This window comes from Sphingobium sp. IP1 (genome assembly GCF_002708645.1).
Classification (GTDB): domain Bacteria; phylum Pseudomonadota; class Alphaproteobacteria; order Sphingomonadales; family Sphingomonadaceae; genus Sphingobium; species Sphingobium yanoikuyae.
In genome coordinates, this window is sequence record NZ_NOIW01000018.1 from 44,965 (window position 1) to 65,389 (window position 20,425).

Here is a 20,425-nt window from a genome sequence, read left to right on the forward strand (position 1 = left end):
GCCAGCGATGACACGGATCGGCACTCTGGCCCTGGGCATGGCGGCATTGCTGCTGGGCGGATCGGTGGTCTTTGCCGGCCCGGCCCGCGAGGCGCAGGCTTCTCCCATTTATGGCGTGACCCTGCCCAAGGGCTATCGCGACTGGAAACTGATCAGCGTGGCGCAGGAAAATGGCAGGAATGATGATATTCGCGCGATCCTGGGCAATGCCATCGCGGTGAAGGCCTTTCGTGATGGCAAGCGGCCTTTTCCCGATGGCGCGGTGATCGTCCGGCTGGCCTGGCGCTATCAGGCCTCGCCGCGCAACGACGCGGTGTTTCCCGCCCCGCAATCCTTCGTCGCCGGCGCGCCAACCAATGTACAGGTCAGCGTCAAGGACATGAAGCGCTACGCCGCGACCGGAGGCTGGGGCTATGGCCAGTTCGAAGGTGGGCGGCCCAATCCCGACCCGGCCGTGGTGCAGAGCTGCTTTGCCTGTCACCAGAAGCTGGACCGGCTGGAGAAGGGCAAGGATCTCGTCTTCACCGACTATGCCGAATAAGGGGCGTCCTCGTCCTACCAGGGCAGGGGGCCATCCTCATTGAAGAAGCCGCCATTGGGGCCATCGTCCGGCAGCGTCGCAAAGGTCATGACCGCGCGCGCGCCCTGTTCGACCGTGCGGGTGCCGGCATGGCCGTTGAGGTCGGTGGCGATATGGCCGGGCGTTACGCTGTTGATGCGGATGTGCCGGTGCGTCGCGCTGCGCTGGAAGGCGTGGGCATAATGTTGCGTCAGCATCAAGATCGCGGTCTTGGACGAGGCATAGGCCAGGATCGTGTCCGACTGGCCGAACATCGTGGCGGGATCGCTGGTGAGTGCGAGCGAGGCGCTGGTGCTGGCGACGTTGACGATGCGCGGTGCGTCGGATCGGACCAGCAGCGGCAGCATCTGCCGCGTCACCCGCACCAGGCCGAAGACATTGGTGTCATAGGTTTCGCGCATGTTCGCCGCCGACGTCTCGATCGTCGGCACGCGCCGCAACATGCCGGCATTATTGACCAATATGTCGATCCGGCCATGCTCGGCCTCGATTTGAGCGGCTGCCGCGATCACGCTGGCGTCGCTGGTCACGTCGATGCGGATCGACTGGACGTCGATTCCCTCGGCGCGCAGCTCTGCCGCCGCCTCTGCGCCGCGCCCGGCGTCGCGGCTGCCGAGCAGCATCGTCATGCCGGCCTGGCCGAGCTGGCGTACCACTTCCTTGCCCAGTCCCTTGTTGGCGCCAGTGACGAACGCGATCCGGCTCATGCCAGCACCGTGCGCGGTTCGAGGAAGGCGTCGAGGCCGAAGCTGCCAAATTCGCGGCCGATGCCTGACTGTTTGACCCCGCCAAAGGGGGCGAGCGGCTCATGTGCCGCGCCGTTGATGACGACCCGGCCTGAGTCCAGCTGTCTTGCTACGCGCTTCAGCCGGTCGGGGTCGGTACCCAGCAGATAATTTTGCAGGCCATAATCGCTATCGTTGGCGATCCGGATCGCATCCGCTTCGCCTTGATAGGCGATGATCGACAGCACCGGGCCGAATATTTCCTCGCGCGCGATGCGCATGCGGTTGTCGACATCGGTGAACAAGGTGGGCCGCACGAACCAGCCGCGATCCAGGCCCATGGGACGTCCTTCGCCTCCCGCCAGCAGGATTGCGCCCTCGTTCCGACCGAGCCGGATATAGGATTGCACCCGGTCCCACTGCTTCTGGCTGACCATCGGGCCGATGCGCGATGCTGGATCGCTGGCTGGACCGACCGGCCAGTGTGCCAGCGCGGCAATCAGGCGATCCTGCAACGCGCCCTTCAGCCGCGCGGGAACCAGGATGCGGGTACCGGCAATGCAGGCCTGGCCGCTGTTGATGAAGCCGCTCGTCAGGGCCTGCGCGGCAGCGGCGTCGAGATCGGCATCGTCGAGGATGATCTGCGCGCCCTTGCCGCCCAGTTCGAGCGTGACGCGGGCCATCCGTTCGGCGGCGGCATGCAGGATCGCCCGACCAGTGCCGGTCGATCCGGTGAAACTGATCTTCGCGATGTCGCGATGCGTTGTGAGTGCCGCGCCTGCGACCGCACCTGATCCGTTGACGATGTTGAGCGCGCCGGCCGGCAGGTCGGCCCGGTCGAGCGCCTGCAGCAGGACATGGGTCTGCAGCGCGCTCATCTCGGACGGCTTGATGACGATGGATGTACCGGCTGCGATCGCGGTGGCCAGCTTGGCGCAGATGAAGCCGAAATTGCTGTTCCATGGCGTGATCGCCGCCGCGACGCCGATCGGGCGCATTTCGACCTCCGCAGCCCCGATCCGGCGCTGCCAGGCATAGCTTTCCAGCACATTGGCCATGTCGAGGAAGACTGAGCCTGCGCGCCGCGCGCTATAGTCGATGAAATAGGTCGGGGCGCCATATTCCTGGCCCATTGCGGATGCCATCGCATCGCCATGGGTGGCGACCACATCGGCCAGGCGCCGCAGCATCGCGATGCGCTCGGGCACCGTGCTGTGGGCCATCACGGGAAAGGCCCGCTTCGCCGCCGCCACCGCGGTATCCACATCCGCTGCGTTGGACAGGCGGACAATGCCGATCTGCTCTTCCGTGGCCGGATTGAACAAGGGCGCCTGTTCATCGCCTGACACGGGCTGGAACCGGCCGTCGATATAGTTTTCGCTGATCATCTGCATGGCATGAAGCCTCCATTATGCATCTGCGCCATATGTGGACCCGCGCCGTCGATCTGATAAGAAGGACAATATCGTACAGACTGATAAGGAATTTCGCGCAATGATGCCGAGCGTCGCGGAGATGGAGGCGGTACTGGCGGTCGCCCGGCACGGCGGCTTTCGCGCGGCAGCGCGCGATCTGCGCCTGTCTTCCTCCGCGCTCAGCCATGCGGTGGCCGCACTGGAGGAGAGGCTGGCGGTGCGCCTGTTCAACCGGACGACGCGCAGCGTGGTGCTGACCGCCGCGGGTGAGCAGTTCGTGGCAGGGATCGGACCTGCCTTGCAGGCGATCGCCCAAATTGTGGATGATCTGGGCGCCGATGCCAGCGAACCGTCCGGCACGCTGCGGATCAACACATCACCGGGCGCGGCGCGGATGATGCTGCAGCCGATCATCCTCGAATATGGCCGCCGCTATCCGCAGGTCATGGTCGAAATCGTGACCGAAAGCGCGTTGGTCGACATTACCGGGCAAGGCTTCGACGCGGGCGCGCGGCTGGCCGATGCGATCCCGCCCGACATGATTGCCGTGCCGATCTTTCCGCAACTGCGGATGATAGTCGTCGGCGCACCGGCCTATCTGGCCGGGCGCGACGCCCCGATCGTGCCAGCCGATCTGCTGGACCATCGCTGCATTGGCATGCGGCTATCCAGCGGGCGCCTCTATCGCTGGGAGTTCGAGCGGCATGGAGAGGCCATGCTGATCGACGCGCCAGGTAATCTCGTCCTCGACGCGACCGACCTGATCCTGGACGCGGCCGTCGATGGCGCTGGGCTGGCCTATGTCGAGGAGCGCGGCGCGCTACCCCATATCGCGGCCGGGCGACTGGTCCCGCTGCTCGACGAATGGACGCCGCCCTTTGCCGGCCTGTCGCTCTATTTTGCCGGGCGTCGCCATATTCCGCGCAAGTTACAGGCACTGATTGACCTGATCCGCGAGGGGCATAAGCGAGGCGAAGATCTGACCAGCGTCATTCTGCGTTGAAGGGGCAACAGGAAGCATCGTTGGCACAGTGATCGAAGAGATGGCGTACGTCTGATGCGTTTGTTCCATCGTCTAGCGTCTGCACTGCATGGAAAAAGCGGGCGGTCGGCACCTGGGCCGCGACCCCATAAACTTCAGAGGTTTATGCGAGCAAGCTAAGGTGTGGGTGCCCCTAGCCAAGCAGGGAAGCAAGACTTGGCGAGGGGAGCAGCTGGCGGCTGCGCTCTGGTGCGCCATGGCGCGTTCTGTCCGCCTGCCATGCCCCGCGCACGACCTACCACAACCGCTGCGGGCGGTGCCGGAAGGCGGGCGCCTGGGACGGGATGATGGATGCCATTACCGCTGCCCATAACGGCGAAGGTCTGCCAATCCGGCTCCGACTGCCGTTGGACGGGCGCATGATCGTGCTCGCGGACAAGGCCTAGCTTCGCTTTGCAGAAGGCCCTGCAACTCGTAAAGGCAGATCGTCAGGATTATGAATCACTATGAATTATCGCCATTCCTTCCATGCGGGCAACAGCGCCGATGTCGTCAAGCACAGCCTGCTGATTGCCTTGGTGCGGGCCTTGCAGCACAAGCCGGGCCCGCTCACGCTGATCGACACCCATTCCGGCTGCGGTCTGTACGATCTTGGCGGCGACGATGCCCAACGCACCGGCGAGGCAACGCAGGGCGTGCTGCGGGCCTTTGCCGACCCGACCCCCTTGCTGGACGACTATCGCGCCGCCGTGCAGGCGGTGAATGTGGGTGACGAACCGCGCCTTTATCCCGGCTCGCCGCAATTTCTGGCGCAGCTTTTGCGCCCGCAGGATGTCTTGATCCTCAATGAAAAGCACCCGGAAGACGCCTACACCCTGCGGGGTGTGATGCGCGGCACAAGCGCGGCCGTGCATGAACGCGACGCCTATGAGCTTTGGCTGGCCATGGTGCCGCCCCGCACCGCGCGTGGCGTAGTGGTGGTCGACCCGCCCTACGAGCAAACGGACGAGCGCGCACGCATCACTGCGACCCTCGCCGCCGCGCAGCGCAAATGGGCGCATGGCGTGACCGTTATCTGGTTTCCGCTGAAAGACCATGCCACGCATTGGCGGTGGAAGGAGCAGTTACGCAAGCTCGGCATCCCCAAGCTGCTGTGCGTGGAGCATTGGCTGTACGATAGCGAGCAACCCGGCATCTATAATGGCGCAGGCCTCTTCATCGTCAATCCGCCCTATGCTTTCACGCAGGCACTGCCGCCCTTGTTGGAGGCATTGCGCGCGGCGTTGGCGCCCGAAGGGCATAGGGGCGAGATCATATCCGGCTGGTTGGCCGATTGATATAAGGCGCATCCAACCCTTCATTCGGGGCAGATGCCAGCGTCCGGTTTTGGCGCAGGCGGATGGCCGATGATCCGGGAAATGGCATCGCCGCTCAACTGGGGGCAATTGAAAGTTTAGCGTCGAGAGGCCAGCAGTCCTTCGATGCTACCCTTTTGATTGGCGCTTGCAAACGTTTGCATAAAACTTTATCGCCTTCGATGAAGCACGGTCGGACGGGCGTATCCGCGCGAATGGGCCTGCTTCTATCTTGGGGAGGATGTCGTTGGGACTGCACGCTTGACGGCGTCCTCCTCCCATGAAGAGGGCGCTGATGTGACGATATCCTGGACGGCTGCGCATGTTGCTGCAATTCCCTCGTCGCCGATCGTCATTGCCCCAATCACCGACAAGGATTTTGCCCCGGTCGCCTTCAACCTGGGCATTTGGGATGCGTGGCCGATCCAGCGCCGGGATGGCGCGCCCTTTGCCAATGCTGCGGGGGGTGAGCTTTGGATGGCGCTCGGGGCGCCGCGATTTGATGATCCGGACGCGCGCCATGGTCATGCACGCATTCATCTGCTTCGCCACGAGGATGGCGGTTGGTCCGACCTTGGGCCTGCCATGCCAGATGGCTTTTCGCCGGGCAGCCGGGAATGGTCTGGATCGGCCATCGTCGACGATGCCACCGGCGATGTGATCCTCTATTTCACGGCCGCTGGGCGGCGCGGCGACAATGGACTGACCTTTGAGCAGCGCATGTTCAGCGCACGGGCCAGTCTTGGCGATGACGATCGCTTGGAGGACTGGCGCGACCTGTGCGAAGTGATCCCACCTATGCCGGATTGGTATATGCCCACCACGGGCGGCGGCGCCATCGGCACGATCAAGGCCTATCGCGATCCCGCCTATTTTCGCGACCCTGCAGATGGTCGCCATCATCTGTTTTTCGCCGGCTCGCTGGCGGGAACGGCATCGGCTTTCAACGGGGTAATCGGGGTTGCCACCGCCCCGGCCGATCGCCCGGACGACTGGACCGTCCAGCCGCCGCTGATCGTCGCCGACGGCGTCAATAATGAGCTGGAACGACCGCATGTGGTGTTCCATCAGGGGCGTTATTATCTGTTCTGGTCGACCCAGGCCCATGTGTTCAATCCACAAGGGCCAATAGGGCCGACGGGCCTCTACGGCATGGTCGCAGATATGTTGAGCGGCCCCTGGCACCCGATCAACGGCAGTGGCCTCGTCTTCGCCAACCCGCATGAAGTGCCTGCGCAAAGCTATAGCTGGATGGTGCTGCCTGATCTGCGGGTCACCAGCTTTGTCGATAATTGGGGAGGGGGAGGACGCAAGCGGCGGTTCGGTGGCGCCTTTGCACCCTTCGTTCAGTTGTGGCTCGATGGCGATGCTGCTGGAGTGGCGGCATGACGCCCCCATTGGTCGCGGGTGTCGAGCTGGGCGGGACCAAGGTTTTCGTCCTGCGCGCACGCGGAACCGAGATCGTCGAGCGACAATTGGTGCCAACGACGACACCGGACGTGACATTGGGCGCGGCACGGGAAATCCTGACCCGCTGGCACGCGGAAGAGGCCTTTGCCGCTTTGGGCATCGCCTCCTTTGGTCCTTTGCGGCTCGACAGCAATGCTGGGGATTTCGGCCGGATGCTGCCAACGCCCAAGCCTGGCTGGAGCGATACGGACATTTTTGGTGCGCTGGCCGGCGCGCTGCCCTGTCCGGCAGCGATCGATACCGATGTGAATGCGGCGGCGTTGGCCGAAGCGCGCTGGGGCGCGGGGGCACAGGGACAGGAACCATCCGATTGCCTCTGCTACCTCACCGTAGGAACGGGGCTGGGCGGCGGTTTCGCCCTGAATGGCAAAACGCTGCATGGCGCGATGCATCCGGAACTGGGGCATATCGCCATTCGCCGGGCGAAGGGGGATGATTTCCCTGGCGCCTGCCCCTTTCATGGCGACTGTATCGAAGGGCTGGTGTCCGGCCCGGCCCTGGCAAGGCGCTTCGGCCAGCCGGGTGACCAGATCGATGCGGAGGATCCCCGCTGGGATCATGTCGCCCATGACCTTGCCCAGCTCGTGTCCACGATCCTGCTCATGACGGCAGCGCGGCAGGTGTTGATTGGCGGCGGCGTGGGCATGGGCCGCGCCGATCTGCTCGATCGCGTTCGGGCCAAGGTTGTCGCGCAACTGGCTGGCTATCTGCCGTTTGTAACACCGGACACTATCGCGGCCATCGTGCGCACCCCCGCGCTGGGCGATCAGGCAGGGCCGCTCGGCGCGGTCGCGCTGGCACTTGATGCCCTGGAGGAAAGGCAAGGATGATGAATATGCGATCCCTTCGGTCATTGTGCCTGGCGGCTACCGTCTTCACGGCTCTTGCCTGTCCTGGCGTCCTTTGGGCAAAGGTCAGCGCCACAGCGGATGGTCGGGTGATGCGGCTCGATGGCGGCGGCGTGACCTATGCCATGGGTGTGGATGAGCAGGGCTATCTCCAGCCGCTCTATTGGGGGCAGGCGCTGGATGAGAAGGCGCCGCTCATAGCCCGGCATCCCACCGAATTGTCGGGTTTCGACCCGGCCGGATCGATCACGGCGCAGGAATATGCCGGGCAGGGGGAGGGGCTGGTCAGCGAACCGGGCATCAAGGCGGTGTTCGCCGACGGCAATCGCGATCTGGTTCTCAAATATCGCGGTCACAAGATTTCGGGCGAAACGCTGACCGTGGAACTGGCCGATATCCGCCGGCCGCTCACGGTGACACTGCATTATGCGATTGATCCGGCGACGGGCGTGATCGCCCGATCGGCCAGCGTTCGCAATGGCGACAGCAAGCCGGTGCGCATCGACCAGATTGCGGCGGCGACCTACACGCTGCCGGTCGGCAACGGCTATCGTCTCCGCTATCTGACGGGGCGCCATGCGTCGGAATGGTCGCAGGTAGAAACGTCGGTGACGCCAGCCCTGACCGTGCTGGAAAGTCGCCGAGGATCGACCGGCCATGGCAATCAGCCCTGGTTTGCGCTGGTCAAGGACGGCAAGGGCAGCGAGACGGATGGTCCTGTCTGGTATGGGGCGCTGGCCTGGTCCGGTTCCTTCCGCCTGTCGGTGGGCCTCGACAATCTCAGCCGGGTGCGGATCAGCGGCGGTTATAATCCCTATGATTTCAGCTGGGCGCTGAAGCCGGGCGAGAGCCTGGACACACCGATTTTCTACACGGGTTACAGCAATAAGGGCATGGGAGACGCCTCGCGCCGTTTTCATGCGTTCCAGCGCGCTGCGATCATTCCCGGCGGTGCCAAGGCGAAGATCCGGCCGGTTCTCTATAATAGCTGGGAGGCGACCACCTTCAACGTGACAGAGGCCGGACAGATGGCACTGGCCGAGAAGGCGGCGAAGATCGGCGTCGAGCGTTTCGTCGTCGATGACGGCTGGTTCGGCGCGCGCGACGATGACAAGGCGGGGCTGGGCGACTGGACGGTCAATCCGCGCAAATTTCCCAATGGCCTGAGGCCTCTGATCGACCGGGTGAAGGCGCTGGGCATGGATTTCGGCCTCTGGGTCGAACCGGAGATGGTGAATGTCAATTCGGACCTCTACCGCGCCCACCCCGACTGGGTGTTGAACTTCCCGGACCGTCCGCGGACCGAGGGCCGCAACCAGCTCGTCCTGAACCTTGCCAGGACCGATGTGCGCGATCATCTTCTGGCGGTTCTGGACCGGTTGGTGCGCCAGAACGACATCGCCTTCCTCAAATGGGACTATAATCGCAACTGGACCGAGGCCGGCTGGCCGGGCGTGCCGCCGCAGGATCAGCAGCGGGTGCAGGTCCAATATGTCCGCAACCTCTATTATATCCTGTCCGAACTGCGGCGGCGGCATCCGGGACTGGAAATCGAGGGCTGTTCGGGTGGCGGCGGACGCATCGACCTGGGCATTATGGGCCTGACCGACCAGAGCTGGACGTCGGACAATACCGATCCCTATGATCGGCTGATCATTCAGGACGGCTTTACCCAGGCCTATGCGCCGTCGATCATGATGGCCTGGGTGACGGACAGCCCCAACTGGGCGAACGGCCGGGAAACCAGTCTCGACTATCGCTTCCTGTCCGCCATGCAGGGCAGCCTGGGGATAGGCGCCAATCTGGATCATTGGCAGGAGGCGGATTTTGCCACGGCCAGGAAATGGATCGCCGCCTACAAGTCCATTCGGGATATCGTGCAGCGCGGCGATCTCTACCGCATCGCGCCACCTCGGCCAGATGCGGCAAGCTCTGCGACCTTCCCTGTCTCCCCGGACAAGCGCCGGGCCGTGCTGTTCCAGATGCTGCACAGTTCATCCTTCCGCGACAATGTGGAGGCGCTCCATCCTGAGGGGCTTGATCCGCTCCGCAGCTATCGGGTGCGGATGCTGGACGGATCGGCCTTGCCCGATGATGTGCCGACGGAGGCGAGCGGCGCCTACTGGATGGAACAGGGGCTGCGCGTGAAGCTGAAGGGCGATTACAAGGGCGCGGCCTATCTGTTCGAAAGCTGAGTGCTCAGCGGCGCGGTGGGCGGATATCGAAGGCGATCGACAGCCGCTCGCCATCCGCGAACGGCACGGTGCCGTGCCACAGGGTGGACGGAAAGAGGATCAGCCGCCCGACCTTCGGCTCGATATCGCAATAGGGCGGCAGATCCAGCCCCAGTTCCGACGGCGGTGTACCGAAACGCAGCCAGCCCGAAGGCTCTTTCCCCATAGCGTCCGGGTCGGGCAAGGCGACATGCAGCGCCGAACTGATCCAGCCGACCGGATGGGTGTGGGTGACATGAAAGCCCTGGGCATGGAGGCGCACGGACCAGCTACCTGCAAATTTCACCTCGCCGCGTGGCGTTCCTAGCAGCGGATGGCCCGGCTCAGCGGCAGGCAAGCGATCGATATAGTCGCGCACGTTTGCCTCGATCGCCGCGCGGGTGCGCTGAATGATCGGCTCATGTCGGAACAGCAGTGGCCGGTCGGTCTGGGTACCGCCGCGCACCGACTGATCCGGATAGGGGGCGGTGGCGGTGTGCAGCGTGCGGAGAAGGTCGGCCAGATCGGACACCTCTCGGGCGTCCAGACCGATGTCGGCCGCATGGATGAGTTGTTCTGGTCGATCGAGCCAGGTCGCCCGGTCGTCCCCCAGCAAGCGCCAGCCGATCGACAGATAGGGCCAGAACAGGGGCGCGGATGGTGAGCCAAGCTGTGCGAGCGCGATTTGCACCGCCCGCTCCGGCGCGCCACAGCGCAATGCGTGACGAACACGGGCAAGGGCTAGGCCAGGATCGGGGCGGTCGGCCAGCCCGTCGAACAGATCGGGCCTGTTCGACGCTGCGCCCGATTCCGCCTCCAGATAGAGGCGCGCCACCTCCAGCGCGCCGGCATCGCCGCAGGCGCGGTTAGCATCGTGCAGCACGGCGCGGGCATCATCCCATGATTTCGCCTTGGCCAACCAGTGGAAGCGAGCCAGATGAAGCGCCAGATTATGCGGCTCGGTGCGCAGCGCCTCGGCAAAGCCCTCATCCGCGCGCGCACCTGCACCAGCCAGACGCCGCAATGTTGCGCGATAGGTCTGGCCCTCGATCCAGTCGGGATGCTCGTCAAGCGCAGCCGTCATCAGGGCCAGTGCCGCATCGCTGTCGCCTTCCGCTGCAAGCGCGCCGGCATGGCCACGAACCAGCGCCATGTCTCCAGGCGCGAGCGCGCGGGCGACAGCGAATTGCGCGGCTGCGCTCCGCCCGGTTTCATAGCGTAGTTGGGCGAACAGCGCCTGCGCCGGCGGATCATCCTTCGCCAGAGCAGCCGCGCGCTCGGCGGCGATAAGCGCAGGCTCATGCGTCTGCATTTCGCGCAGAACCAGTGCTTTGAGCCAGAGGAGGCGGGGATGGTCTGGCCAGGCTATGCCGACCTTTTCCAATCGCGAGGGGATCTGGTCTCCAGCCCCGGCGCGCAAGGCGTCCAAAATGGCCGACTCGATCGATCGCAGCCAGGCGGCGGCATCGGGAGAAGACGGCGATGTTGGCTGGTTCGCGACCAGATCGACGAGGCTGTTATCGTCTTTCATCCTCAACCTGCTTGCTCTTGTTTCTGGGCCGCAGCCGCCGCTTATCTGATCGCAATATAGCCATAAACGCCGGGCTGACGAGATGAAATGCAAACGTTTGCTGTAATATGTTGCAAAGGTTTGCAGTGGTGGTTATGCAGGCCTTCAACCGACCGCGAAGCGATGCGCGGCGGCCCTAAGGAGGGGATGATGAAGACCAGCTTTCAGCCAAGCCGCATTTCCACGCTCGCGCTGGCCATGGCCTGCCTCGGCGGGCCTGCCCTGGCGCAGGATGCCGCACCTGCCGAAGCGCAGGCTGCGGCCGCCGGGAATGCCGAACCCATCAATGGCGAGGATATTGTCGTGACCGCCGCAGCCGGCGACAAGTCGCGGTTCCGATCGTCCATTTCGGTGTCGCAGGTCAGCCAGGAAGCGATCCAGAATTTTACGCCGCGTTCCGAAGCCGAAGTGCTGCGCTCCATCCCCGGCCTCCAGCCCTCCGATACGGCGGGGCCGGGCGGCAACGCCAATATCGGTGTGCGCGGCATCCCGGTTTCGACCGGCGGCTCGGAATATGTCGCGCTGCAGGAGGATGGGCTGCCCGTCACCCTGTTCGGCGACATCCAGTTCGGCAACAACGATTATTGGCTGCGCTTCGACCAGAATGTCGAGCGCGTGGAAGCCGTGCGCGGCGGCTCCGCCTCCACCTTCGCCAGCCAGGCGCCCGGCGCCGTCGTCAACTATATCAGCAAGACTGGCGAGAAGGAGGGCGGCTCGATCGGCCTGTCCAAGGGCGTCGGTTTCCGCGAGACGCGCGTCGATTTCGACTATGGCGGCCCGATCAGCGATACGTTGCGCTTCCATGTCGGTGGCTATGCCCGCGAAGGCGGCGGCCCGACCAATGAGGATTTCAACATCCTGCGCGGCTATCAGGTGAAGGCCAATCTGACCAAGGATCTGGGCGACGGCCGGGGCTATATCCGCTTCAATTTCAAGCGGCTGGACGAACAGGCGCCGACCAACACCACCATGCCGTCGCTGGTGACGATCGATGGAAACAAGATCACTAATTTCAAGCCGTTGCCGGGCTTCGATGCGCGTGACGGATCGACCTATTCCATCTACCAGCGCAGCTTCCAATATGTCGATACCAATGGCGTGCTCAAAAATGCCGACGTGGAGGGCATCCACCCCCGCGTCACCTCCGTCGGGGCGCAATTCCATTATGAGCTGAACGACGCGCTGACCGTCGACAATAATTTCCGCTACACTGACATGAGCGGCAATTTCACCACCCAGTTCCTGAATGTCGCGACGACCGCCAGCGTGCTGGGATCGACCGTCAACGGGCAGACGGTGGGAGCGATCCGCTATGCGGCGGGGCCGAACAAGGGGCAGGCCTATACCGGCACCTATCTGAACAATAATCCGAACATCAACACGGTGATGAAGGATATGGGCAGCATCGCCAATAATCTGGCGCTGACCGGCAGGTTCGATGTCGGTGCGGGCAAGATCACGGTGCAGGCGGGCTGGTTCCACATGAGCCAGAACATCGTTCAGGACTGGCATGTAAACCGCCAATATAGCGCGCTGGAAGGCGAAAATGCCGCGCCGCTCAATCTCTATTCCACCACCGGCTCGCAGATCACCGCAGCGGGCCAGGCGGGCTTCAACGACAATTGGGGCAGTTGCTGCGCCCGCAGTGTAGACCTCAAATATACCGATGATGCGCCTTTCCTGTCGGCCAATTATTCGGGCGGCGGCTTTGACCTCGACGCCAGCGTGCGCTTCGATCGGGTGCGCGGCGAAGGCACGGCGCAGGCGGGCGTCGTTGGCCCCGATTATATCGTCAGCGATGAAGTGGGCAGCGCGACCATCCCGTCCATGGTGCCGGGCGGCGCGATCGAGCGGATCAATTACCGGCGCAGCTATACCAGCTGGTCGTTCGGTGCGCTCTATGCCTTCGACACCAGCACCAGCATCTTCGCCCGCGTCAGCCGGGGCGGGCGCTTCAATGCCGACCGGCGCACGCTGGGCGGGAATTTCAATGCCGACGGGTCGCTCAACAGCCAGGGTGTCAGCACGGCGATCAACTTCCTCAATCAGCAGGAAGTGGGCGTGAAGCATCGTGGCTTCGTCGGTGGGTCGGGCAATTATTCGGTGGAAGTCACCGGATTTCGCTCGACCCTCACCGAAAATAATTACGACTTTACCCGGATCAACAATCCGCCGCCGAACAATGATCCCAACATCTCCAACGACTATCGCTCCTGGGGCGTGGAACTGACCGGGCGCCTCAATCTCGGCAATTTCCGCCTGGCGGTCGATGCGACCTGGGTGAACCCGAAGATCAAGGACAGCGCAACGGCGGCGTTGGTCGGTAACCGGCCCGGTGGCATTCCCAAGCTCACCTATCTGATCTCGCCATCCTATGATGCGGGCCTGTTCGCGGTCGGCCTGTCGGCCAGCGGGCAGTCCAGCGCACCCAATGACGACTTCAATCTCTACACCGTGCGCGGCACGACCTTCTTCAATGGCTTCGTGAAGGTGCGGCCAATCGAGAATCTGGAGTTGGGCCTCAACGCCAATAATCTGTTCGATACGCTTGGCTATCGCGGTGGCGGCCAGCTGCTGCCGATCAGCGCAACGACTGGCATCTTCCAGAATAGCGCGGTCTATGGCCGCACCGTGACGGCCTCGATCCGCTATAATTTCTGACCCGATCCGATGCCGGAACCTATGTTTCGGCTACCTCGAAGGCCCGGCTCCCTCAGGGCGCCGGGCCTTTTCTTGTCAGCTTGACTCCCGGATCACGATCTCCGGCGCGATCTGGATCGATCCGACCTCCTCGCCCGCGAGCCGCTGACACAGCTGCTCGACCAGCAGGGCGGCACCGCGGCGGATATCCTGCCGGATGGTGGTAAGCGGCGGGTTGGACAGTCGTGCCAGCGGGACATCGTCAAAGCCCACGACCGACAACTGGTCGGGCACGCGGATATCCTGTTCGGCGGCGGCTGTGATGACGCTCATGGCGGTGACGTCGGATGCGGCAAACACGCCATCGGGGCGACGGCCCGCCGCGAAATAGTCGGCCGCCACGCGATAGCTCGCCTCCGGCGTGACATGCGCATGGACCAGTTCGACCCGATCGCGCACATCGGCGGGCAGGGCGGACAGAAAGCCTTCATAGCGGGCGGCAAATTCCGGCACCGCGACATTGCCGAAAAAGGCGAGCTTGCCGCGTCCACGCTCCAGCAGATGGCGCGCCGCCAGCGCGCCGCCGGCGACATTGTCGGTTCCGATCGTCAGATATTGATTGCGCTCGGCATGGGCGCCCCAGATCACCAGCGGGCGATAATGGCTCGCGGTACGGTCCAGCACAGCGCTCTGGTTGGACTGGCCGATGATGATGACGCCATCGACTCTGCCGGCGCGGATGAAGGCGTCCAACCAATCCTCGCCATCGGGCAGGACGCGCGAAAGCAGCAGATCATAGCCGCGCTCCGTCAGTTCGTCGGCCAGAAAGCCCAGCATCGCCATGAAGAAGGGATCGGACAGATGTTGCCCGCGCTCATGACCCAGGGGCAGTAGGACAGCGATTGCCCCGGTGCGGCCCAGCCGCAGATTTTGCGCAGCCACATTCAACTGGAAGCCATGCTGGGCCGCCAGTTCCTGAATACGACGGCGGGTATCCTTGTTGAGCGCGCCCTTCGACGTCAGCGCACGCGATACCGTCGATACCGAGACCCCGGCGATCCGGGCGAGGTCGGTTATGCTGCGGACAGGTTCGTTCTGATGATCCGTCATGCCCTATCGTCTAGGCCAGGGAAGGACGGGGGACAATCCGGATCGCGGCTGTATCAATTCTTTCGGGGTTTCCTGACGATCAGGGTGGCGGCCCCGGCGGCGATCATCATCACACCACTCATCAACAGGATGTTACGCGGATCGCTGCCCAGCAGCGGGTGGTAGATGACCGGCACGATCAGCGTTTCAAGCAGCATGGGAATGACGATGAACATGTTGAAAATGCCCATATAGACCCCGGTCCGCTCGGGCGGGATGGCGTTGGCCAGCATGACATAGGGATTGCCCATCATGCTGGCCCAGCCAATGCCGATGCCGATCATCAGCAGGAACAGGTGCGTGCTATCGCTGGTGCCGGGGATGGCCAGCATCGCAGCGCCGGACAAGGTGACCGCGACGGCATGGACATAATGCGGCCCGATCCGCCGACTGAGCGGCACCATGGCGAAGGCGGCGAGGAAGGCGACGGCATTGTAGAGCGCGCCCGCCTGGCCGGTGAGCAGCACCGCCTGGCGAAAGCCGCTGCTCGTCGGATCGGCCGTATTGAAAATGGAGCGGGCCAGCGCGAAGCTGATGAACTGCCAATAGGCGAACATGGCGAACCATTGCAGCAGCATCGACAGGGCAAGCTGGCGCATGGCGACAGGCATGTCGCGCACAGCCGCCATGAAGTCGCGCAGCGCCGTGCCGAAGGACAGCCGCTCGCCGCGCATGCGTGCAATCTCCTCCGCCGGCAGCGGCAGTTCGGGCACGCGCAGCACGGACCACAGGATCGTCGAGATGGAAATGACTGCGCCGATCAGAAAGGCGATCCGGGTCACGTCCGGTATGCCGTTCGCATCGACCAGATCGGCATCGAAGCCCCACCACACCAGGAGGGTGGGCGCCAGATAGGACAGCGTCTGGGCAAGGCCGGTAAAGGCACTTTGCGTCAGGAAACCGACCGACCGCTGGCTCTCGTCCAGCCGATCGCTGACATAGGCGCGATAGGGCTCCATGGTGATGTTGTTCGCCGCATCCAGCATCCAGAGCAGGCTGGCCGCAAACCAGAGCGTCGGGCTGTAGGGCATCATCAGCAGGCCCAGGCTGCACAATATGGCGCCGATCAGGAAATAGGGCGTGCGCCGCCCCCAGCGGCTGACCGTCCGGTCGCTCAATGCGCCCACGATCGGTTGCACGAGCAGGCCGGTAACCGGCCCCGCCAGCCAGAGCAGCGGCAAATGCGCCTCATCCGCGCCAAGATAGCGATAGATCGGCCCCATATTGGCCTGTTGCAGGCCAAAGGAGAATTGGATGCCGAGGAAACCGAGATTCATTTCGACGATGCGTGACAGATGCATTCGTGGTTTGCTGGCTCTGTCCCGCATAGATCCTCTCCGTCGCCCTTGCGACCTTTCTGTCGTCGATCATACAGAGTGATGATGGATATGCAAACGTTTGCTTATTCTATTAGGCACTATTTTCGAACCCAAATAGCTGGAGATTTGTTGGCTGGATCGGCCGGGGAGGGGCCGCTCTGCATGATGGACAGCCATCGGAAGCTGTTGCAATCTTCGCGGCATTCATGATTCCCGATCATGACATCATGCCGATCATCGCATGAACCTGAACGGCCTCTCCTGTGTTATCCTCAATCTGGGTAGATGGCAGGCCGGAAGACGGCCGCCAGTTTTTCTTCGATAGAGCGCGCAACCAGCGTCTGCAGGGGAGATTTTCATGGCCGATTTTCCGGATATGGGCGTGTCGCGACGCGGCATATTGGCGGGCGGTGCCGCCTCCGCGACGGTTGCCGTCATTCCAGCGCCAGTGCAGGCGCAGCCGTCTCCCGCTGCGTCGCCGCCAATGATGGCGGTGGACTTCGTCGTGAATGGCAAGCGACAGCAGTTGAAGCTCGACACCCGCACGACATTGCTCGACGCGCTGCGCGAACATCTCAAGCTGACCGGCACCAAGAAGGGCTGCGATCATGGCCAGTGCGGCGCCTGCACCGTGATGGTCAACGGCACCCGCATCAACAGCTGCCTCAGCCTGGCGCTGCAGCATCAGGGCGACGAGATCACCACGATCGAAGGGCTGGGCATGCCCGACAACCTGCATCCGATGCAGGCCGCTTTCATCGCCCATGACGGCTATCAGTGCGGCTATTGCACTCCGGGGCAGATCTGCTCTGCCGTTGCCGTGCTCAAGGAAATAGAGCAGGGCGTGCCCAGCCATGTCCAGACGGACATCACCCGCGCCCCGGACTATTCCAATATCGAGATGCGGGAGCGGATGAGCGGCAATCTCTGCCGCTGCGGCGCCTATTCCAACATCGCGCAGGCCATGGCGCAGGTCGCGGGAGCAAAGGCATGAAGAGCTTCACCTATGAACGGGCGAAGACGCCCGAGCAGGCCGCCGCGGCCGTGGCCGGCCGGCCAGGCGCCAAATATCTGGCTGGCGGCACCAATTTGCTCGACCTGATGAAGCTGGAGATCGAGACGCCCACTCATCTGGTCGATGTCCAGGATCTGAAGCTCGACCGGATCGAGAAGACGGCGGAGGGCGGGCTGCGGATCGGCGCGCTCGTCACCAACACGGCGCTGGCGTCGGACATGGCGGTCCGCCGCGACTATGGCGTCCTTGCCCGTGCGATCGTCGCCGGTGCCAGCGGCCAGCTGCGCAACAAGGCGACGACAGCGGGGAACCTGCTGCAGCGAACCCGCTGCCCCTATTTCTACGACACCAACATGCCCTGCAACAAGCGTCGGCCCGGCACCGGCTGCGCGGCGATCGGCGGTTTTTCCCGACAGCTTGCCGTCATCGGTTCGTCGGACCAGTGCATCGCCACCTATCCCGGCGACATGGGCGTGGCGCTGCGCCTGCTCGATGCGAAGGTCGAGACGGTGAAGGCCGATGGCGCGAAGCGCGCAATCGATTTTGCCGACTTCCATCGCCTGCCCGGCAATGAACCACAGCGGGACAATGTGCTGGAGGCTGGCGAACTGATCACGGCCATCACCCTGCCCAAGCCGATCGGCGGCACTCAGCTCTATTACAAGGTGCGCGACCGGGCCTCCTATGCCTTCGCGCTGGTTTCGGTCGCCACCGTCATCCAGAAGGACGGAAGCGGACGCGTGGCATTTGGCGGCGTCGCCCATCGGCCCTGGCGGGTGGAAGCGGCCGAAGGCGCCTTTCCAGGCGGCGCGCGCGCCGTGACGGAGAAGGTCTTTGCCGATGCCCGTCCGACTGAGGACAACAGGTTCAAGCTGAAACTGGCCGAGCGGACGCTGGCGTCGCTCATGGCCCAGGCGAGGAGTTGATCCCATGAAATTCGATGCCCCCGCCAAGGCCAATCTGTTCGATCAGGCCAAGATCGTCGGCAAGTCGACACCCCGGATCGACGGCCCACTCAAGACCACCGGCCAGGCGCCCTATGCCGCCGAACGCCATGATGTCATCGCCAACCAGGCCTATGGTTTCGTCGTCGGATCGGCCATCGCCAAGGGACGGATCGCGGCGATGGACACCAGCCTCGCGCGCGCCGCGCCGGGCGTGATCGCGATCGTCACCGCGCCCGATACCAAGCCGGTCGGCAAGGGCATGATGAATTATGCCCCGCTCTTCGGCGGCAGCGACATCCATCATTATCATCAGGCGATCGCCTGTGTGGTGGCCGAAAGCTTCGAACAGGCGCGCGCCGCCGCGGCGCTCATCCGCACCGATTATGTGCGCGACAAGGGCGTGTTCGATTTTCCTGCCGTCGCCCCGGCCGCGCCGCTGGCCAGGGGGCAGGGGGGCAAGCCCGACACCAGCAGTCAGGGCGATTTCGCCGCCGCCTTCGCCGCGGCACCGGTGAAGCTCGACGCGCGGTACAGCACCGCGAACGAAAGCCATTCGATGATGGAACCGTTCGCCACCATCGCTGCCTGGGAGGGCGACAGGCTGACGCTCTGGACGTCCAACCAGATGATCGCCTGGGCCAAGCAGAGCATGAGCAAGATCCTGGGCATTGACCCTGCCAATGTGCGGGTGGATTCGCCCTATATTGGCGGCGGTTTCGGCGGCAAGCTGTTCGTGCGGGCGGATGCCGTGCTGGCGGCGCTGGGCGCCAAGGCGGCCGGACGGCCGGTCAAGATTGCCGTGCAGCGCCCGCTGATGGCCAATAACGCGACCCACCGCCAGGCGACGATCCAGCGCATCCGTATTGGCGCGGAGCGGGACGGACGGATCACGGCGATCGGGCATGAAAACTGGTCGAGCAACATCAACGGCACCGATGGCGAGGATGGCACGGCCCAGACGCCCAAAGTCTATGCCGGCGCCAATCGCATGACCGCCAATCATGTCGCCATGCTCGACCTGCCGGAAGGCAATGCGATGCGCGCGCCCGGCGAAGCGCCGGGGCATCTGGCGCTGGAAGTGGCGATCGACGAACTGGCCGAAAAGCTCGGCATGGACCCGATCGAACTGCGCATCCGCAATGAGCCCGGAGGGACGGTGCCTGCCAACGCGACCCAGCGCATTTCCGATCGCAATCTGGTCCGCTGCCTGCGCGAAGGGGCGGAGCGGTTCGGTTGGGCGCAGCGCAGCGCCAAACCGGGGCAGCGCCGCGAGGGCGCCTGGCTGATCGGCATGGGCGTCGCGGCGGGCTATCGCGGCGGGCCGACGGCGACGTCCGGCGCGCGCGCGCGGCTCGGCACGGATGGCCGTATCACCATCGAAACCGACATGACCGACATCGGTACCGGCAGCTACACGATCATCGCCCAGACCGCGGCGGAAACCATGGGCGTGCCGCTCGACCGGGTCCAGGTGGTGCTGGGCGATTCCGATTTTCCCGCCTCATCGGGGTCGGGCGGCCAATGGGGCGCGGCCAGCTCGACCGCCGGCGTCTATGCCGCCTGCGTGGCGTTGCGCCGGGCGATCGGCCAGAAACTGGGGTTCGACGCCGATAGCGCGACCTTTGCCGACGGCCGGATCGATGCGGGCGGTCGCCGCATGGCGCTGACCGATGCCGGCGCCCTGACGGCGGAGGATGAAATCAGCTTCGGCGATTTCAAGAAGGGCTATGACGTCGGCACCTATGCCGGCCATTTCGCCGAAGTCGCGGTCAACGCCTATACCGGCGAAACCCGCATCCGCCGCATGCTGGCGGTGTGCGATGCCGGCCGCATCCTCAATCCGCTGTCGGCGCGCAGCCAGGTGATCGGTGCCATGGTCATGTCGGCCGGTTCCGCCCTGATGGAAGAACTGGCGGTCGACACCCGCTTCGGCTTCTTCGTCAATCACGACCTTGCCGGCTATGAAGTGCCGGTCCACGCCGACATCCCGCATCAGGAATGCATCTTCCTCGACACGCTCGATCCGATGGTCTCGCCGCTGAAGGCTAAGGGGGTGGGGGAACTGGGCATATGCGGCCCCGGATCGGCGATCGCCAACGCCATCTACAACGCCACCGGCATCCGCGTGCGCGACTATCCGCTGACGCTCGACAAATATCTCGACCAGATGCCCGACATCGCCTGACCCTCAAACGGA

The 20,425-nt window shown here is 64.0% G+C and carries 15 protein-coding genes; 10 read left to right on the forward strand and 5 right to left on the reverse strand.

Features of this window, described 5'->3' with window-relative positions:
• Positions 1 to 7 precede the first annotated feature (7 nt).
• Positions 8 to 541, forward strand: a complete 534-nt coding sequence (locus CG471_RS08630) for a cytochrome P460 family protein (RefSeq protein WP_099231581.1) — start codon at positions 8 to 10, stop codon at positions 539 to 541.
• 14 nt (positions 542 to 555) lie between these two features.
• Here CG471_RS08630 and CG471_RS08635 read toward each other — a convergent pair whose 3' ends face one another.
• The gene (locus CG471_RS08635) at positions 556 to 1,287 is read right to left on the reverse strand and encodes an SDR family NAD(P)-dependent oxidoreductase (RefSeq protein WP_099231582.1); all 732 of its coding nucleotides are present in this window, start codon (positions 1,285 to 1,287) and stop codon (positions 556 to 558) included.
• On the reverse strand, positions 1,284 to 2,699 hold the full coding sequence (locus CG471_RS08640; protein ID WP_099231583.1) for an aldehyde dehydrogenase family protein: 1,416 nt from the start codon (positions 2,697 to 2,699) through the stop codon (positions 1,284 to 1,286). The genes CG471_RS08635 and CG471_RS08640 overlap by 4 nt, the downstream gene beginning before the upstream one ends.
• Before the next feature lie 100 nt (positions 2,700 to 2,799).
• Between CG471_RS08640 and CG471_RS08645 the strand changes: the two genes are divergently transcribed.
• From CG471_RS08645 to CG471_RS08670, 5 genes are all read left to right on the forward strand, one after another.
• The gene (locus CG471_RS08645; protein ID WP_099231584.1) at positions 2,800 to 3,723 is read left to right on the forward strand and encodes a LysR family transcriptional regulator; all 924 of its coding nucleotides are present in this window, start codon (positions 2,800 to 2,802) and stop codon (positions 3,721 to 3,723) included.
• 485 nt (positions 3,724 to 4,208) lie between these two features.
• Positions 4,209 to 5,039 (forward strand): 23S rRNA (adenine(2030)-N(6))-methyltransferase RlmJ, encoded by an 831-nt coding sequence (locus CG471_RS08655; RefSeq protein ID WP_004207625.1) that lies wholly within the window; start codon positions 4,209 to 4,211, stop codon positions 5,037 to 5,039.
• Between the two features lie 315 nt (positions 5,040 to 5,354).
• Complete coding sequence (locus CG471_RS08660; protein ID WP_099231586.1) at positions 5,355 to 6,446, forward strand: glycoside hydrolase family 68 protein; 1,092 nt, start codon at positions 5,355 to 5,357, stop codon at positions 6,444 to 6,446.
• Positions 6,443 to 7,357 carry an ROK family protein gene (locus CG471_RS08665; RefSeq protein ID WP_180275651.1) on the forward strand — a complete coding sequence of 305 codons (915 nt, stop codon included), beginning with the start codon at positions 6,443 to 6,445 and terminating at the stop codon, positions 7,355 to 7,357. The genes CG471_RS08660 and CG471_RS08665 overlap by 4 nt, the downstream gene beginning before the upstream one ends.
• Positions 7,358 to 7,362: 5 nt before the next feature.
• Positions 7,363 to 9,570 carry an alpha-galactosidase gene (locus CG471_RS08670; RefSeq protein ID WP_257211476.1) on the forward strand — a complete coding sequence of 736 codons (2,208 nt, stop codon included), beginning with the start codon at positions 7,363 to 7,365 and terminating at the stop codon, positions 9,568 to 9,570.
• Positions 9,571 to 9,574: 4 nt separating this feature from the next.
• Here the strand turns inward: CG471_RS08670 and CG471_RS08675 are convergent, their stop codons facing one another.
• Positions 9,575 to 11,119 (reverse strand): putative 2OG-Fe(II) oxygenase, encoded by a 1,545-nt coding sequence (locus CG471_RS08675; protein ID WP_099231589.1) that lies wholly within the window; start codon positions 11,117 to 11,119, stop codon positions 9,575 to 9,577.
• Between the two features lie 186 nt (positions 11,120 to 11,305).
• Between CG471_RS08675 and CG471_RS08680 the strand changes: the two genes are divergently transcribed.
• The gene (locus CG471_RS08680) at positions 11,306 to 13,819 is read left to right on the forward strand and encodes a TonB-dependent receptor domain-containing protein (protein ID WP_099231590.1); all 2,514 of its coding nucleotides are present in this window, start codon (positions 11,306 to 11,308) and stop codon (positions 13,817 to 13,819) included.
• A gap of 75 nt (positions 13,820 to 13,894) precedes the next feature.
• On the opposite strand, the gene CG471_RS08685 is transcribed toward CG471_RS08680, so the two are convergent.
• Entirely contained in the window at positions 13,895 to 14,908 is a 1,014-nt protein-coding gene (locus CG471_RS08685) for a LacI family DNA-binding transcriptional regulator (RefSeq protein ID WP_099231591.1), read from the reverse strand.
• A 53-nt stretch (positions 14,909 to 14,961) separates the two neighbouring features.
• A complete protein-coding gene (locus CG471_RS08690; protein ID WP_099231592.1) occupies positions 14,962 to 16,275 on the reverse strand; it encodes an MFS transporter in 1,314 nt (437 codons plus the stop codon).
• 349 nt (positions 16,276 to 16,624) lie between these two features.
• Here CG471_RS08690 and paoA point away from each other — a divergent pair, with 349 nt between their 5' ends.
• The 3 genes from paoA to paoC are packed head-to-tail and all read left to right on the forward strand — an operon-like array spanning position 16,625 to position 20,413.
• Positions 16,625 to 17,260 (forward strand): aldehyde dehydrogenase iron-sulfur subunit PaoA, encoded by a 636-nt coding sequence (paoA, locus tag CG471_RS08695; protein WP_099231593.1) that lies wholly within the window; start codon positions 16,625 to 16,627, stop codon positions 17,258 to 17,260.
• Entirely contained in the window at positions 17,257 to 18,207 is a 951-nt protein-coding gene (locus CG471_RS08700) for a xanthine dehydrogenase family protein subunit M (protein ID WP_099231594.1), read from the forward strand. The genes paoA and CG471_RS08700 overlap by 4 nt, the downstream gene beginning before the upstream one ends.
• 4 nt (positions 18,208 to 18,211) lie before the next feature.
• A complete protein-coding gene (paoC, locus tag CG471_RS08705; protein ID WP_099231595.1) occupies positions 18,212 to 20,413 on the forward strand; it encodes an aldehyde oxidoreductase molybdenum-binding subunit PaoC in 2,202 nt (733 codons plus the stop codon).
• The last annotated feature ends 12 nt before the right edge of the window (positions 20,414 to 20,425 follow it).